Here is a 14,489-nt window from a genome sequence, read left to right as displayed (position 1 = left end):
GTTTCTCCGAATTGATGGGCGGCGGCGGATCAGGTGTGAAGCGGGGCGCCGCGATAGTCGCGCGGCGAACGCCCAAAGCGCGCCTTGAAGGACCGGCTGAAATGCTGGGAATCGTTGAAACCCCAGGTGAAGGCGATCTCGGTGATCGAGCGTTTGGCCTGCGCCGGATCGAGCAGTTCGCGGCGGCAATGTTCCAGCCGCCTTTGCCAGATGATACGGCTCAGCGTCTCGCCCTCGGCGGAAAACAGCTTGTGCAGCGTGCGCTTGGCATAGCCCAGTTCGACGGCGATGCGCCCGACATCGAGTTCCGGATCGGTCAGATTGCGTTCGATGAAATCGATCACCGCCGCCCGGCGGGCATGGGGACTGCTGTGCGAATGACAGACCGGATCGGCATGCCATGCCACATTGATAAGCCCTGACAGCGCATGGGCCAGCAAGCCCCGGTCGCGGCGCCCCATGCCCGCCGTGGCGCGGATCGTATGGTGCAAACTGTTGTGCAGCACGCTGGCCGCGCCTTCAAGAAAGCTGCGCGGGCCGGCCAGATGCTGGCCCAGCCCTTCGCCCTGATGGATCAGGCGGCGGGGCAGGGCGATGGCAAGCTGGTTGGTCTGGCCCTGGGAGGTCATGCGAAAAGGCAGGGTCTTGTCCAATGCGCACCATTGGCCCGCAATCAGGCGGGCATGCCGCCCGGCCTGATGGACATCGCACGAGCCGGTTTCGACAAACAGCAGCTTGATCGCATCCTCGCCGCTTTCGCCATGGCGCCGCGATTCGTGATTTTCCAGCGTGTGTTCCCCGATGGAAACCGCGCAGATACGAAGCTCTCCCAGATCGCAGCCGCGAATGGATGCCTCGCGGTCGTCGCCCAGGACGACATCGTTGGCGCGGGTAATATCGCGCCATTGCATCGTGCGTTCCTTGCGGTTGGCCGCGCGCGTCGCGAAGTTGAGATAGTCTCTCGACATCCTGCTCTCCCAATCATCCTCTGGCGCCGCGTTTTCGCGGCTGCTCGAAAACCGCTATAATCACGTTTTGGAAAAATAGAAACACTCGTTAATGTATCATTGGCATACATTTTTTGAATCGCGTTCCTTTGCTATTCCCTGTGCTCTCTCGCACGGCACGATGCGCGCCAGAACAAGCCTTTAGCTCCTTGCCTGCGCTAGCTGGCCCCGATGCTTCCGCAGCAAGGGTGGAAAAAGATGCTGTCCGAGAGGATGAGAGAAATTCAGGGCCGCATTTTCATCGGCGGCGAATGGCGCGAAAGCGCGCATGGTCGTGACCTGCCCGTGGTCGATCCGGCCAGCGGACAGGAATTCGCCCGCATCGCGGCGGCTGGCGCCGATGACATGGCCCTGGCCGTGGATGCGGCCGTCGGCGCGATGGCCAAGGCTCGCCATGGCGGATGGAACCCCGCCGACCGCCAGAACGCCTTGCTCCGGCTGGCCGATGCCATTGCCGCCCGTTCCGAGGAATTCGCCCGGATCGAAATGCATGATACCGGCAAGCCGATCAGCAATATCCTTCATCTGGATGTTCCGCAATCGGCGGCGGGCTTGCGCTATTTCGCGGGCTGGGCGGCCCATCTGACGGGGGAGACGATGAACCTGTCGGTGCCCGGGAACTGGCATGCCGCCACCCTGCGCGAGCCGGTGGGCGTGGCGGGGCAGATCATCCCCTGGAACTATCCGCTGATGGGGGCGGCGATGAAGATCGGCCCGGCGATTGCCGCCGGTTGTGCGGTCGTGCTGAAACCGGCCGAACAAACCAGTCTCTCGGCGCTCCTGCTGGCGGACCTGCTGGCCGATTGCGGCTTTCCGGCGGGCATGGTGAATATCGTTACGGGCACAGGGGCCGAGGCGGGCGCGGCGCTGGTGCGTCATGAGGGCGTGGCCAAGATTGCCTTTACCGGATCGACCGCCACCGGCCGCGAGATCCTGCGTGTGGCCGGCCCGATGATGAAACGGGTGACGGTGGAGCTGGGCGGCAAATCCCCCGTGGTGGTGATGCCCGATGCCGATCTGGACAAGGCCGCGGCGGCCATCGCAATGGGTATCTTCTTCAATTCGGGCCAGACCTGTTCGGCCGGATCGCGGCTCTTGGTCCATGCCGATGTGGCGCGCGATCTGGTGCCCCGCGTGGCGCAGATCGCGGCAGGCATGAGGATAGGCGCGCCCGATGATCCGGCCACGCAACTGGGGCCGGTGATTTCGCAGGCCCAGTGCGATCGGATCATGGGATTTATCACCCGCGCCCGCGCCGATGGCGCGCGGATCGTGACGGGAGGAGAGCGCCGGGGGCAGGCGGGCTATTTCATCGTCCCCACCGTGCTGGACGATGTGCAGGCCGCGATGGAAATCGCGCGCGAGGAGGTGTTCGGCCCGGTGCTGGCGGTGCAGACCTTCGACACGCTCGATCTGGACGAGATTGCGGCGCTGGCCAATGATGGCACCTATGGCCTTGCCGCCTATGTCTGGACCAGCAGCATGAGCAGCGCCTTTGGCCTTGTCCGGCGGATCAGGGCGGGGACGGTCCGGGTCAATACGGCAGGCGGCAATGATTTCTGCATGCCTGCGGGCGGGGTCAAGCAATCGGGCAACGGCCGCGAGAACGGCCGCGCCGGGGTCGAGGCCTACACAGAACTCAAGGCGATGACGATCGCGGTCTGATACGGGGAATGCGTGATGAGCCAAGATGAAGATATGCCGACCCCGTCGCTGGACCCTGCCTTTGAACTGGAGCTGGATCATGGCGCTGAATGGGGCATAGGCGATCTGGCCACGGGGGGGCAAAGATGGGTGCGCCAGCTTGCCTCGGGCCGCCTGTCCGGCCGGGGGCTGGCCGCAGGGCTGGAAACCGGCACCGAAACCTGGCTGAGTCGCCGCGACGGGGTGAGCGTGGTGGAAATGGCGCTGGTGATCCAGACCGCGCATGGCGGGCCGATCAGGATGACCGGCACCGGCGTTTCCGGTCTGAACAGGCTGGGCGCGCTGCGGATGAACGTGGTGTTCGAGGTGGCCGAAGGATCGCCCCATGACTGGCTGGCAACCCGCGTGTTCATCGCTGAAAGACGCGATGGCGAAACGCACCTGTCCATCTTCGAGGTTTTGTGAAAGGCCGATGATGAAGCTCGAATTCGCGCTGGAAATGCGCATCTCGCTGGGCGAGCGCATGCATATCAAGGTGGCAGAGGATTATACGCGCGGGGCGGTGCTGATCCGGAGCGGAACGTTCAGCGGACCGGGCCTGTCGGGCCAGATCGTGCCGATGAGCGGGGGCGATTTCCCGATGGTGCGCGCCGATGGCGGCGGGCGGTTTGAATCGCAATATCTGCTGCGCACCGATGACGGCGCGGTGATCCTGAAACGCAGCACCGGCCTGCGCCATGCCCCGCCCGATGTGGTGGCGCGGCTGCTGGCGGGCGAACCGGTCGATCCCCGCAGCTATTACATGCGCATGACCCCCCGCTTCGAGGCGCCCGAGGGGCCTTATGACTGGCTCAACCGTTCGATTTTTGTCGGGGCCGGGCGGCGCAATCCCACCGGCTCGGTGTTCCGGTTCTGGAAGGTTGTGTGATGCAGGGGCAGGAGGAATTCGACTATATCATTGTCGGCGCCGGATCGGCCGGTTGTGTGCTGGCCAATCGTCTGAGCGCAAGCGGCAAACATCGCGTATTGCTGCTGGAGGCGGGCGGCGATGGGCGGCGGCTCGATGTGGCGCTGCCGCTGGCGGTGTCCAGGCTCTGGCCCAATCCGGACATCACCTGGGGCTTTATGTCCGAGCCGGAGGCTGAGCTGAAAGGCCGCCGCCTGCCCGTGGCGCGCGGCAGGATGCTGGGGGGCACATCCTCGATCAACGGCATGATGGCCATTCGCGGCCATGCCAGCGATTATGACCACTGGCGGGCGCAGGGATTGCCCGGATGGGGATGGGATGACGTCCTGCCCTATTTCCGCAAGTTGGAAAGCCATTGGCGCGGCAGTTCCGACCTGCATGGCGGCGACGGGCCGGTCAGCGTGATGCCCCATCCCTCGCCCAGCCCGCTTTTCCCGCTGGCGCAGCAGGCGGCGGTCAGCCTGGGCTTTCCTTTGACCGATGATTTCAATGGCCCGCGCACCGATGGTTTCGGCATGCCCGATTTCACCATCACCGCGCAATCGCGGCGGGCCAGCGCCGCCCAGGCCTATCTCTTCCCGGCGATGCGCCGAGGCAATCTGGCCGTGATGACCGGCGCCGAGGTCCGGCGCATCGTCATCGAGCAGGGCGAGGCCCGGGGTGTTGCCTATCGCCGCGACGGACAGGACCGGGTGGCCATGGCCCGCGCCGAGGTTGTGCTGTGCGGCGGGGCGATCAATTCGCCGCAATTGCTGATGGCATCAGGGATTGGTCCGGGGGCTGATCTCAAGGCATTGGGCATTGCCGTTGCGCAGGACCGGGCCGAGGTCGGCGCCAATCTTCAGGACCATCCCGGCGCGGCGATGGAGTTTGAACTGGACCCGGTGTGGGCCTTTGAACGCGAAGTGCGGTTTGACCGGGTGGCGCGTTCGTTCCTGCGCTGGCTGACCACGGGCAAGGGCATCATGGGGGCGCCCCCGCTGGCCATTTCGGCCAATGTGGCAACCCGGCCGTCCAGCCCCGAGATCGACCTGCATTTCCTGCTGATCCCGCTGGCGATGGAAACGCGGGTCTGGTTTCCCGGCTTTGCCGCCCCCCATGGCGCACGGATGGGGGCGCTCTGGTCGCTCAATTATCCGAAGAGCCGGGGCCGCCTGTCGCTGGCCAGTGCCGATCCGGCGGTGGCGCCGTTGATCCGTTTCAATCTGCTGTCGGATGAACGCGATCGCGCCGCGATGATCCATGGCTATCGCGTGCTTCGCGAACTGGTCCGCCAGCCTGCGCTGGCCGGGGTGACGGGGGCGATGACGCGCCCGACGCGTGAGCCGGAAAGCGATGAGGCCATTCTTGACCATGTGCGCGAAACGGCCATGACCGCCTATCATCCATCGGGAACGTGTCGCATGGGCGGCGATGACGGGGCGGTGCTGGATGGTCGGTTGCGCGTGCGCGGCATTGGGCGCCTGCGCGTGGCGGACGCCTCGGTCTTTCCGCTGCTGCCGGGCGGCAACACCAATCTGCCGGTGATGATGGTGGCCGAAAAATGCGCCGACATGGTGTTGGGGGGATAGGCGATATCCCCCTAGAGCCGCTTCTCGTTCGGGTCGATCCTGCGCATCTCGGCGCTGCGCAGGGCAGGATCCCAATGTTCGACGATCAACCCGTCGGCAAGGCGGAACGTGTCGAACCAGCTGGTGTAATAGACGTCGCCATCCTTGGGGTTTTCCTTGCGCACAAAGACGAAGGTGACCATGTCGCGTTCGGCGATGATCGAGACGAGGGGCAATTGCAAAACCTGTTCGATGGGCCGTTCCGGGCGGGAATTGCGGATGAACTCTTCCAGTGCGGCAGCGCCGCTGGCGGCGTTGGGATTGTGCTGAATGTAATCCTTCGCGATGAAATCGCACACTCTGGCGGCATGGCCCGCCTGAAGTACGGTGCGATACATTTCATAGCAAAAGCGTTTGTTGCTTTCGAGCGCGGGATCGGGGCTGCGCAGCAGGGCTTCGTGATCGGTGGCAATCACCGGCGGGGTTTCGCCCTCGGCCACGGCGGCGGCCGGTTGCAGGCCGGCGGGCCATTGGAATCGGTCGGTCATCGGCATTTCCTTTCATGCGCTTTTTCCGGTGCCAGACCATGATGCAGGCGTGCCGTCTTGACTTGTCGCGCCGCCAACAGCTTATGAGTGTCCGATGGCGAAAGAATGCGCAATGAACAACGAAACCGTGTCTGCGGAGCCGCAGGATGGCCGCGATCCCTTTGATGATACGCTCCATCGGGTCTTGCGGCTGGCCAACCATCTCAATGCGCCTTTTGCCACCTATCTTGCACATGGCTATGACATTTCGATCAATGAATTCCGCCTGCTGATGCTGATCGGGCGCCATCCGCGCTGCGCCAGCCATGAATTGGCCGAGATCACCGGGGTGAACCCGATGAGCATCTCACGCGCGGTGGCCGCCTTGCAAAAGCATGGGCGCGTGACGGCCGCGCGCGATCCGGCCAACAAGAAGCGCAAGCCCCTGGTGCTGACGCCCGAGGGCGAGAGGCTGTATCATGCCATGCGTCCGCAGGTGGACAAGGTTGCCACCTATCTTGTCTCGCGCCTTGGCGCCGAGGAAGTCGAAACGCTCAACCGCTATCTCGATGTGCTGGTCGATACGCTGCAGGCCACCGATGAGGAGGGACAGTCGCTCTTCCTGAGCTTTACCCGCCCGGAATAGAACAGGTTAAAAGGCACCCGCAAACAAGACATGCGCGTTCTGGAGGAGTCTGCCGGTCGGGCTGCTTGACAAGACTATCCCGCAAAATGCTAACGATCGTTAGAAATAAAGCGGGAGAGTTTTTGCAATGCAGGGCGACATGCCGGATCTTGTCGTGGTCGGTGGCGGTTCGGCGGGCGCCGCGCTGACCGGGCGCCTGTGCGCGGCCGGGGTCAAGGTGGTGCTGGTGGAAGCGGGCGGCAGCGACAGAAAGCTGCGCTCGCGCGTGCCTGCGCTCACCAGCGCCTTGGTGCAGAACCCCCGCTTCGACTGGTGCTTCGATGTGGAGCCCGACCCGTCACGCGGGGGGAGGCGCGATGTCTGGCCCGCCGGAAAGATGCTGGGCGGCGGCAGCGCCATCAACGGCATGATGTTCATCCGGGGCCACCGCTGGGATTATGACCGATGGGCCGAGTTGGGCGCCGCAGGTTGGGATTACGCATCGGTGCTGCCCTACTTTCGCCGGATGGAGCGCAATGAGCGCGGCGCCGATGCATGGCGCGGCGGGCAGGGCCCGCAATCGGTGGCCGAAAGCCGCGCGCGTTATGATGTCGTCGAACGCTGGATCGAGGCTGCGCAAAATGCGGGCGTGCCCCGATCGGCGGATCTGAACGGCGCTCTGGCCGAAGGCGTCGATCATGTGCAGGTTTCGCAGCGCGACGGGCTGCGTTGTTCCAGCGCGAGGGCCTATCTGGAGGGGCTGCCCGCCCATCAGGCGCCGCAATTGCTGCTGGACGCACAGGTCCTGCGGGTGCTGGTGGAAAACGGCCGCGCCGTCGGGATCGAGTTTCAGCGCGAGGGCCGCCGCCGGATATTGCGCAGCAGGCACGGCGTGGCGATCTGCGCAGGCGCGCTCAATACGCCCAGGCTTCTTATGCTCAGCGGGATTGGCGACGGTGCCGCTCTTGCCGATCTGGGCCTGCCCGTGGTGGCCGATCTGCCGGGGGTAGGGGCCAATCTTCAGGACCATGTCGGCGTCCATATCGTCAATGATGTGGCCGCCCACACGCTCAACGCCGATGCGCGCGGGTGGCGCGGGGCCTGGCAGATGCTGCAGATGATGCTGGCGCGCAAGGGCGCGCTGACCACCGCCATCGGCCATGCCCAGGCCTTTGTCAGCAGCCGCCCAGGCCCGGCGCCTAATCTGCAATTGTCGTTTTCCGCCTTCGCCTTCGATCTGGACGGACGGGGAAGGCTGGCGCTGCGTCGCAACAATTCGGTATCCACCATGGTGGGATTGATGCGCCCGGATCAAAGGGGAACGGTCAGGCTGCGCTCGCCCGATCCGCTGGCGCCGCCCATCATCACCTATCACCAGCTTGGCTGCGCCGATGATGTCGAACAATTGATCGAAGGCATCGAACTGGGTCGCCGCATCCTGTCAAGCGCGCCTATGGCCGGTCTGGTCACCGCAGAATTGCGCCCCGGCCCGGCCGCAGTCGAACGCGAAGCTTTGCGCGATTATGTGCGCGCCGCCTCGACCCCGATGTATCACCCCTGCGGCACCGCCCGTATGGGCCATGCCGCCGACCGCCGCGCCGTGCTGGACGAAAATCTTCGCGTCCGTGGCCTGGGCGGCCTGTGGGTGGCCGATGCCTCGGTCATGCCGACCCTGCCTGCGGGCAACACCAATGCCACCGCCATCATGATCGGCGACAAGGGCGCCGACCATGTGCTGGCCGCCATGGCCGCCGGCTGACATCCATACCCCTACGGAAGGAGGAAAACATGCTTCCCCATAATATCAGGATTGCCCATCCCGACAGGATTTTCATTGGCGGCTCATGGGTCGCCTCGACCGGCGACCTCATGCTCGACATCGTTTCGCCCGACAGCGAGGAGATTGTGGCGCAGGTGGTCGATGGCACCAAGGCCGATATGGACCGCGCCGTGGCCGCCGCGCGCAAGGCATTCGATGAAGGGCCATGGCCGACGATGCCGCCCGCACAGCGCGGCGCGATGCTGCGCCGGATGGGCGAGGAACTGGAAAAGCGCCACCCCGAATTGGCCGCCGCATGGACATGGCAGGTGGGCGGACTGGCCAGCTTTGCGCCGATCATGACCGGCGGTTCCACTGCGCAATTGATGGCCATCGCGGGCTATGCCGACACCTTTCCCTTTGTCGAACAGCGCAAGGGAACGCAGGTGGACACGGTGGTCATCGCCCATGAACCGGCGGGCGTTTGCGCGGCCATTGCGCCGTGGAACGCGCCTTATGGCATCCTTGCCTCCAAGACCGCCTATGCGCTGGTGGCCGGTTGCACCGTCATTATGAAACCCGCGCCCGAAACGCCGCTTGAAGCCTATATCATGGCCGAGGCGGCGGAGGCGGCCGGACTGCCTGCGGGCGTGGTCAACATGGTGGCCGCGGGCCGAGAGGCCTCCGACCATCTGGTCTGCAATCCCGGCGTCGACAAGGTGACCTTCACCGGATCGACCGGCGCGGGCAAGCGCATCGGCGAGGTTTGCGCCGGCCGCATTGCCCGTTGCACGCTGGAACTGGGCGGGAAATCGGCGGCCATTGTCCGCGACGATTTCCCGATCGAGGCGGCAGCGGCCATTTTGGGCAATACGATCAGCGTCATGAGCGGACAGGTCTGCGCCATGCTGAGCCGTGCGATTGTCCCGCGCCATCGCCATGATGAACTGGCCGATGCCATTGCCAGGGTGATGCAGGGCATCCGCGTGGGCCACAGCCATGACATGGAAACCCAGATGGGGCCGCTGGCCATGCAGCGCCAGTTGCACCGGGTGGAGGAATATATCGCCCTTGGCCGCCAAAGCGCCGATCTGGTCACGGGCGGATCGCGGCCCTCGCATCTCAACAAGGGCTATTTCCTTGAGCCCACGCTGTTTGCCAATGTCGACAATGCCAGCCGCATCGCGCAGGAGGAGATCTTCGGCCCGGTGCTCTGCCTGATCCCGGCCGACAGCGAGGAACACGCCATCGCCATCGCCAATGACAGCCATTACGGGCTCAACGGCTCCGTGCTGACCCAGGATGCCGAGGCGGCCTATCGCATCGCCCGCCGGATCCGCAGCGGCGGGGTGGGCCAGAACGGAATGCGCATGGAGTTTGGCCAGCCCTTTGGCGGTTTCAAGCAATCGGGCATCGGCCGCGAGGGCGGCCCCGAGGCGCTGGGCGCTTTTCTGGAAACCAAGACGATCCTGCTGGACGCGGCGCCGGCCGTTTTGTGATGAAGCCCTGAAGGAAGACAAAAAGAACCCCGCCGATCATAGGGTCGGCGGGGTTTCAATCGGACTGGCGGCTCGGGGGCTTACCGGCCGCCTTGTCCTTACTTGCTGTCGATGCGGACCGATCTTACCTCGCAATCGCACAGGCGCGGACCCTTGCGGTCATCGATGGCAGGGCGCCCGATGATGGCATCGCCGGTTACGATCTTGATGACGCGCGGGATCGGCGCGGCGGCGGCCTGTCGGCCGTCCACCAGCAGGGCAATCTGCTGCCCCTTGTCCAGCGGCGAGATGCGCACCGTGATTTCATGATTGCCTGGACCCAGAGCCTCGGCGGCGCGCAGCACACGGCGTTCCTGTTCACGGCCCGAAGGATCATAGGTGAAGACCGGCACGCCCTGATCCAGCGCCAGCCCATAACCGGCAAAGCGCGAACCCTGAACCAGAATCGGCCCGCTGTCCTTGCCACCTCTGGTCGCGATGCTGGCCACGGTGGTCCAATCGGCGCTGAGTTCGGGGAAGGTCACCGCCGGATAGCGCGTGTCGCCCGGATAGAAGACATGCGAGGTGCCCCCGGTCAGGCCCGCCGGGCGGTATTTCTGGCTGATCCTGGTGAAGAAATCGGAGGACAGCGGATAGACGTTGAACCTTTTGGCCGCCCCGTCGAAATCGGCCTTCAATTCGGCCAGCTTGGCCGGATATTTCGCGGCCACATTCTCGGTCTGCGACGGATCCTTGTTCAGGTCATAGAGTTCCCAGTTCAACGTGTTGGGGTTGGTCTTGTTCGCCCCCCACGGATCCCACGGGACATCGGTGCTCGCCATCCAGCCGTCCTTGTAATAGGCGCGGCTGCCCAGCATCTCGAAATATTGCTCGCGGTGCCGGCCGGGGGCCTTGGGCTGATCGAACGTATAGGCCATCGAACTGCCGTCCAGCGGCAATTGCTGTACGCCGTCCACCTCGGCGGGGGGCTGAATGCCGATGGCCTCGTAGATGGTTGGGGCGATATCGATGACATGGCCGAACTGCGTGCGCATCCCGCCCTTGTCCTTGATCCGCGCGGGCCATGAAATGACCATGCCGTTGCGTGTGCCGCCCAGATGCGAGGCCACCGTCTTGCCCCATGGATAGGGGGTGTTGGTGGCATAGGCCCAACCGACCGGATAATTGCCGAAACTGTCCTCGGTGCCCAGCTTGTCGATCTGTTTGACGAGATTTTCGGCCGTTTCATGAATTCCGGCAAAAGCCGAATAGGCATTGATCGACCCATCCATATTGTGCAGCGCGCCGCCATTGTCGCCCTGGATGAAGACGATCATCGTATTGTCCAATTGCCCCGTTTCGCGCAGCCGGTCGAGGATGCGGCCAAACTGGAAATCGAAATAGGCCAGTTGCGCGGCGGCAATTTCCATCATCCGCGCATAGAGCCGCTTTTGATCGGCGCTGAGCGTGCTCCATGCGGGCACATCGCGCAGCGGCGGGGCCAGTTTGGCATTGGCGGGGATCACGCCGATCGCCTTCTGGCGGGCAAAGATCAGGCGGCGCGCCTCGTCCCAGCCCATGTCGAACTGGCCCTTGAACTTGTCTACCCATTCCTTGGGCGCCTGTTGGGGGCCGTGCATCGCACCTGTGGCCAGATACATGAAAAAGGGCTTGTCGCTTTGCTGACCATGGGTGGATGAGAGCCATTCCAGCGCATGGTTGGTCATATCCTTGTCGAACCAGTAATTCTCGTCCCTTGGATCGCGGCGTATCGAATTGCGGTTTTCGATCAGCGTGGGATTGACCTGATCCACACCTGCGCCGTTGAAGCCGTAGAAATAGTCAAAACCCATGCCGTTGGGCCACCGGGCATAGGGGCCATTGGGGCCGGTTTCCCAGTCGGGCGTATTGTGGTTCTTGCCATACCACGAGGTGACATAGCCGTTGTCCTGCAGGATCCGCCCCATCGTGGCGGCGGTGGCCGGGATCACCGAAGTGTAGCCGGGCGCGTCCACCGAAACATTCGAGATCGAACCATTGCCCACCGTATGGTGATTGCGCCCCGTCAGCAGCGAGGCGCGGGTGGAGGAGCACATGGCGGTGGTATGAAATTGCGTGTATTTCAGGCCATTGGCGGCAACGGCATCCAGATTGGGCGTGGGGATCAGCCCGCCGAACGTGCTTGAGGCGCCAAAGCCGACATCATCGGTCATCACCAGAAGCACATTGGGCGCATTGGCAGGCGCGCGCTTGGGGCTGGGATAATAGCGCCAATTGCCATGGGCATCGGCCACGGGGATCTGCTCCTGCTGGGCCATTGCCTGGGGCGCGGCGAGCGGCAGGCCGCCCGCCAGCGCGAGGGCCACCCCCGCCTTGCAGGCATGGCCCATGATGCGGCGCAAACGCTGCCGCATGCGAATATTCCTGTCGCCTGACATCCAATTCTCCCATTGTCCTTGTTCTTTGCCTTACCCGGATCGCAGCAAGGGCGTTGCAAAGCAACGGATCAGGAGGCTATAAGTTATAGCAGAAAGGCTATAATTGATGCGCTTCACCTTCCGCCAGCTTGAGATCTTTGTCGAAGTGGCCAAGGATGAGAACTTCCGCCTTTCCGCCGACCGGCTGGGCATCAGCCAGCCCACGATCAGCAACCACATCCGGGCTTTGGAAGAACGCGCCGGGGGCAAGCTGTTTGACCGGCGGCGCGGGTCTGCCGCCCGTCTGCTGCCGCTGGGCCGCGAATTGCTGGTCGAGGCGCGCAAATTGCTGAACAGCGCCGACAAGGTGGCGCGGGCAGGGCAGAACAGCGGCCCGCCGATACAGACGTTGAAGGTCGCCGCGGGCGATTTCATCCTCGATTATGTGCTGAGGCCCGCGCTCAAGGATTATCATCGCCTGGAAGGCGTGCCCGACATTGAATTGATCGCGGCCACGCCGGGGCGGACCATGACTGCCATGCTGGATGAAGGCATGGCCGATATCTGCTTTTTCACCGGCGCGGCGCCCGATGAACCGGGGATGCGGGCGGAACGGCTCTGTGCGGTATCCGTCGGACTCTATGCCTCGCCCGCTCTGGCGCAGACTGTGGCCGCCGCCGAGCGACTGGATGATGCACCGTTCATTCTGGCCGCGCAGAATTCGCCCACGGACCGCTGGTTCATGACGGTTCTGGGCGGGCTGGGCCTCGCCCCGCGCCATGTTGCGGCGCGATCACAATATCCCGATGTCATCCTCGAACTGGTCTGCGCGGGCAAGGGCATCGGCCTGCTGTTCGATGACATGGCCAGGCCGCGCGTGGCGGCAGGGCAATTGCTGCGCCTGCCGCTGCGTGTGCCATCCAGCCACCGCTATATGGTCTTTGCCCGAAACTTCACCGATCCGGGCGTTCTGCGGTCCATTGCCTTTCTGCGCAAGACCGTCAGAACGCTCGGCGGCTGATCCCTGCGCGTCAGTCGAGCGCCAGTTCGACCGCGTTGATGATATGGGCCTGCGTGTATTCATGCAGCCCCGCCTGACCCAGTTCGGCGCCAAGGCCGGATTTCTTCGATCCGCGGAAGGGCAGCGTGGCGTCAATGGCCAGATGCTGGTTCACCCAGACCGTGCCCGCATCGACGCGGCGGGCAATGTCCATCGCGGCCTGCGTGTCGCGGCTCCATACCGTGCCCGCAAGGCCATATTCGGAATCGTTGGCGCGGGCGACCACATCGTCCACTTCGGAGAACTTGAGCACGGGCAGCACCGGCCCGAACTGTTCCTCGCGCACCAGCGGCGCATCATCGGGCAGATCGGCAATGATCGTGGGCGGAATGAAATAGCCCGGACGGTCGGGCAACTGGCCGCCCGCCAGCACCCGGCCCTGCGTCACGGCATCCTCCAGCAGGCCCTTGACCTTTTCATACTGCATGCGGTTCTGCACCGGGCCGATGGTCACGCCCTGCTTGCTGCCGTCATCCACCACGGCGGCTTCGGCCAGCTTGGCAATCGAGGCGCAGAATTCCTCATAGATCGATTCATGGACATAGGCCCGCTTGATCGCCACGCAGATCTGGCCCGCGTTCATCATCGCGCCCTGAAACACCTTGGCGGCGGCCACATCGGGCGGCACATCGCCCATCACGATGGCCGCGTCATTGCCGCCCAGCTCGAGCGTCACGCGCTTGATGCCATCGGCGGCCGAAGCCATCACCTTGCTGCCGGTGCCGGTCGATCCGGTAAAGGCGATCTTGGCGATATCGGGATGCGAGGTCAGCGCGCTGCCCAGCTCGTTCTGGTCGCAGATCACGTTGAACACACCGGCGGGCAGGATTTCGGCGGCCAGTTCGGCAAAGAGCAGCGTGGTCAGCGGCGTGGTGGGCGCGGGCTTGGCCACCATGCAATTGCCCGTGACCAGACAGGGGCCCAGCTTGTTCATCAGCAGGATGACCGGGAAATTCCAGGGCGTGATCGCCGCCACCACGCCCAGCGGGGTGCGATGCTCGATCACGGTGTTGCCGCCATCCTGACGCATGATCTTTTCGGGCGCGCGCATTTCGGCAAAGGCACGCAGGACAAAGGTCGAGCCGATGATCTCATATTCTGCCTGATGCAGCGGCTTGCCCTGTTCGGCGGTCAACAGGCGGGCGAATTCGTCCTTGCGCTCCATCAGCGCATCGGCAAGCCGCAGGATATAGGCCGCACGATCCTCATAGCTGCGCGCCGACCACGCCGGAAAGGCCGCCTTGGCCGCGGCGATCGCCTGATCGAGCTGGGCGCGGTCGGCCTTGGGGCAGGCGGCAACCACTTCCTCGGTGGCGGGGTTGAGCACATCGAAACTGGTGGCGCCCTCGACCTGTCGGCCGTTGATCAGAAGCTTGAAGGTTTTGTCCATGAGGTCTCTCCATTGCCCGCTTTTTGATTCCGCCTTTTGCGCGGGACGATTGTGCGGTTGACGGG

At 64.1% G+C, this 14,489-nt stretch carries 12 protein-coding genes; 8 read left to right on the top strand and 4 right to left on the bottom strand.

What is annotated here, in order from left to right; translation table 11 throughout:
- Positions 1 to 29 precede the first annotated feature (29 nt).
- Complete coding sequence (locus tag BGP00_RS02490) at positions 30 to 968, bottom strand: helix-turn-helix domain-containing protein (RefSeq protein ID WP_292921615.1); 939 nt, start codon at positions 966 to 968, stop codon at positions 30 to 32.
- Between the two features lie 252 nt (positions 969 to 1,220).
- On the opposite strand from BGP00_RS02490, the gene BGP00_RS02485 reads away from it, so the two are divergent.
- Genes BGP00_RS02485 through BGP00_RS02470 form a run of 4 tightly spaced genes read left to right on the top strand, consistent with a single transcriptional unit; the run spans position 1,221 to position 5,189 of the window.
- A complete protein-coding gene (locus tag BGP00_RS02485; RefSeq protein WP_292921617.1) occupies positions 1,221 to 2,672 on the top strand; it encodes an aldehyde dehydrogenase family protein in 1,452 nt (483 codons plus the stop codon).
- Positions 2,673 to 2,687: 15 nt separating this feature from the next.
- Complete coding sequence (locus BGP00_RS02480; RefSeq protein WP_292921619.1) at positions 2,688 to 3,116, top strand: DUF3237 family protein; 429 nt, start codon at positions 2,688 to 2,690, stop codon at positions 3,114 to 3,116.
- Between the two features lie 10 nt (positions 3,117 to 3,126).
- The gene (locus BGP00_RS02475; RefSeq protein WP_168601583.1) at positions 3,127 to 3,579 is read left to right on the top strand and encodes a DUF3237 domain-containing protein; all 453 of its coding nucleotides are present in this window, start codon (positions 3,127 to 3,129) and stop codon (positions 3,577 to 3,579) included.
- Complete coding sequence (locus tag BGP00_RS02470) at positions 3,579 to 5,189, top strand: GMC family oxidoreductase N-terminal domain-containing protein (RefSeq protein WP_292925715.1); 1,611 nt, start codon at positions 3,579 to 3,581, stop codon at positions 5,187 to 5,189. Before BGP00_RS02475 ends, BGP00_RS02470 begins: the two co-directional genes overlap by 1 nt.
- A gap of 11 nt (positions 5,190 to 5,200) precedes the next feature.
- Here the strand turns inward: BGP00_RS02470 and BGP00_RS02465 are convergent, their stop codons facing one another.
- Positions 5,201 to 5,716 carry a nuclear transport factor 2 family protein gene (locus BGP00_RS02465; protein ID WP_292921622.1) on the bottom strand — a complete coding sequence of 172 codons (516 nt, stop codon included), beginning with the start codon at positions 5,714 to 5,716 and terminating at the stop codon, positions 5,201 to 5,203.
- A 112-nt stretch (positions 5,717 to 5,828) separates the two neighbouring features.
- Between BGP00_RS02465 and BGP00_RS02460 the strand changes: the two genes are divergently transcribed.
- The 3 genes from BGP00_RS02460 to BGP00_RS02450 all read left to right on the top strand — a co-directional run bounded on the left by BGP00_RS02460 (position 5,829) and on the right by BGP00_RS02450 (position 9,578).
- A complete protein-coding gene (locus BGP00_RS02460) occupies positions 5,829 to 6,341 on the top strand; it encodes a MarR family transcriptional regulator (RefSeq protein ID WP_246869862.1) in 513 nt (170 codons plus the stop codon).
- A gap of 139 nt (positions 6,342 to 6,480) precedes the next feature.
- Positions 6,481 to 8,079, top strand: coding sequence for a GMC family oxidoreductase N-terminal domain-containing protein (locus BGP00_RS02455; RefSeq protein WP_292921624.1), 1,599 nt, complete (start codon positions 6,481 to 6,483; stop codon positions 8,077 to 8,079).
- A 29-nt stretch (positions 8,080 to 8,108) separates the two neighbouring features.
- A complete protein-coding gene (locus BGP00_RS02450; protein WP_168601587.1) occupies positions 8,109 to 9,578 on the top strand; it encodes an aldehyde dehydrogenase in 1,470 nt (489 codons plus the stop codon).
- A gap of 98 nt (positions 9,579 to 9,676) precedes the next feature.
- Here the strand turns inward: BGP00_RS02450 and BGP00_RS02445 are convergent, their stop codons facing one another.
- Positions 9,677 to 11,971, bottom strand: coding sequence for an arylsulfatase (locus tag BGP00_RS02445; protein ID WP_292921627.1), 2,295 nt, complete (start codon positions 11,969 to 11,971; stop codon positions 9,677 to 9,679).
- Between the two features lie 130 nt (positions 11,972 to 12,101).
- Here BGP00_RS02445 and BGP00_RS02440 point away from each other — a divergent pair, with 130 nt between their 5' ends.
- The gene (locus BGP00_RS02440; protein WP_292921629.1) at positions 12,102 to 12,995 is read left to right on the top strand and encodes a LysR family transcriptional regulator; all 894 of its coding nucleotides are present in this window, start codon (positions 12,102 to 12,104) and stop codon (positions 12,993 to 12,995) included.
- 10 nt (positions 12,996 to 13,005) lie between these two features.
- On the opposite strand, the gene BGP00_RS02435 is transcribed toward BGP00_RS02440, so the two are convergent.
- Positions 13,006 to 14,424, bottom strand: coding sequence for an aldehyde dehydrogenase family protein (locus BGP00_RS02435; RefSeq protein ID WP_292921631.1), 1,419 nt, complete (start codon positions 14,422 to 14,424; stop codon positions 13,006 to 13,008).
- Between the last annotated feature and the right edge of the window lie 65 nt (positions 14,425 to 14,489).

The organism is Novosphingobium sp. 63-713, assembly GCF_001898925.1.
GTDB lineage: Bacteria > Pseudomonadota > Alphaproteobacteria > Sphingomonadales > Sphingomonadaceae > Novosphingobium.
This window is presented reverse-complemented; position numbering and strand designations above follow the sequence as displayed.

Excerpts from the sequence above, each read along its gene's own strand:
- BGP00_RS02490 (WP_292921615.1), bottom strand. The coding sequence starts at position 968 with ATGTCGAGAGACTATCTCAACTTCGCGACGCGCGCGGCCAACCGCAAG.
- BGP00_RS02485 (WP_292921617.1), top strand. The coding sequence starts at position 1,221 with ATGAGAGAAATTCAGGGCCGCATTTTCATCGGCGGCGAATGGCGCGAA.
- BGP00_RS02480 (WP_292921619.1), top strand. The coding sequence starts at position 2,688 with ATGAGCCAAGATGAAGATATGCCGACCCCGTCGCTGGACCCTGCCTTT.
- BGP00_RS02475 (WP_168601583.1), top strand. The coding sequence starts at position 3,127 with ATGAAGCTCGAATTCGCGCTGGAAATGCGCATCTCGCTGGGCGAGCGC.
- BGP00_RS02470 (WP_292925715.1), top strand. The coding sequence starts at position 3,579 with ATGCAGGGGCAGGAGGAATTCGACTATATCATTGTCGGCGCCGGATCG.
- BGP00_RS02465 (WP_292921622.1), bottom strand. The coding sequence starts at position 5,716 with ATGACCGACCGATTCCAATGGCCCGCCGGCCTGCAACCGGCCGCCGCC.
- BGP00_RS02460 (WP_246869862.1), top strand. The coding sequence starts at position 5,829 with ATGAACAACGAAACCGTGTCTGCGGAGCCGCAGGATGGCCGCGATCCC.
- BGP00_RS02455 (WP_292921624.1), top strand. The coding sequence starts at position 6,481 with ATGCCGGATCTTGTCGTGGTCGGTGGCGGTTCGGCGGGCGCCGCGCTG.
- BGP00_RS02450 (WP_168601587.1), top strand. The coding sequence starts at position 8,109 with ATGCTTCCCCATAATATCAGGATTGCCCATCCCGACAGGATTTTCATT.
- BGP00_RS02445 (WP_292921627.1), bottom strand. The coding sequence starts at position 11,971 with ATGCGGCAGCGTTTGCGCCGCATCATGGGCCATGCCTGCAAGGCGGGG.
- BGP00_RS02440 (WP_292921629.1), top strand. The coding sequence starts at position 12,102 with ATGCGCTTCACCTTCCGCCAGCTTGAGATCTTTGTCGAAGTGGCCAAG.
- BGP00_RS02435 (WP_292921631.1), bottom strand. The coding sequence starts at position 14,424 with ATGGACAAAACCTTCAAGCTTCTGATCAACGGCCGACAGGTCGAGGGC.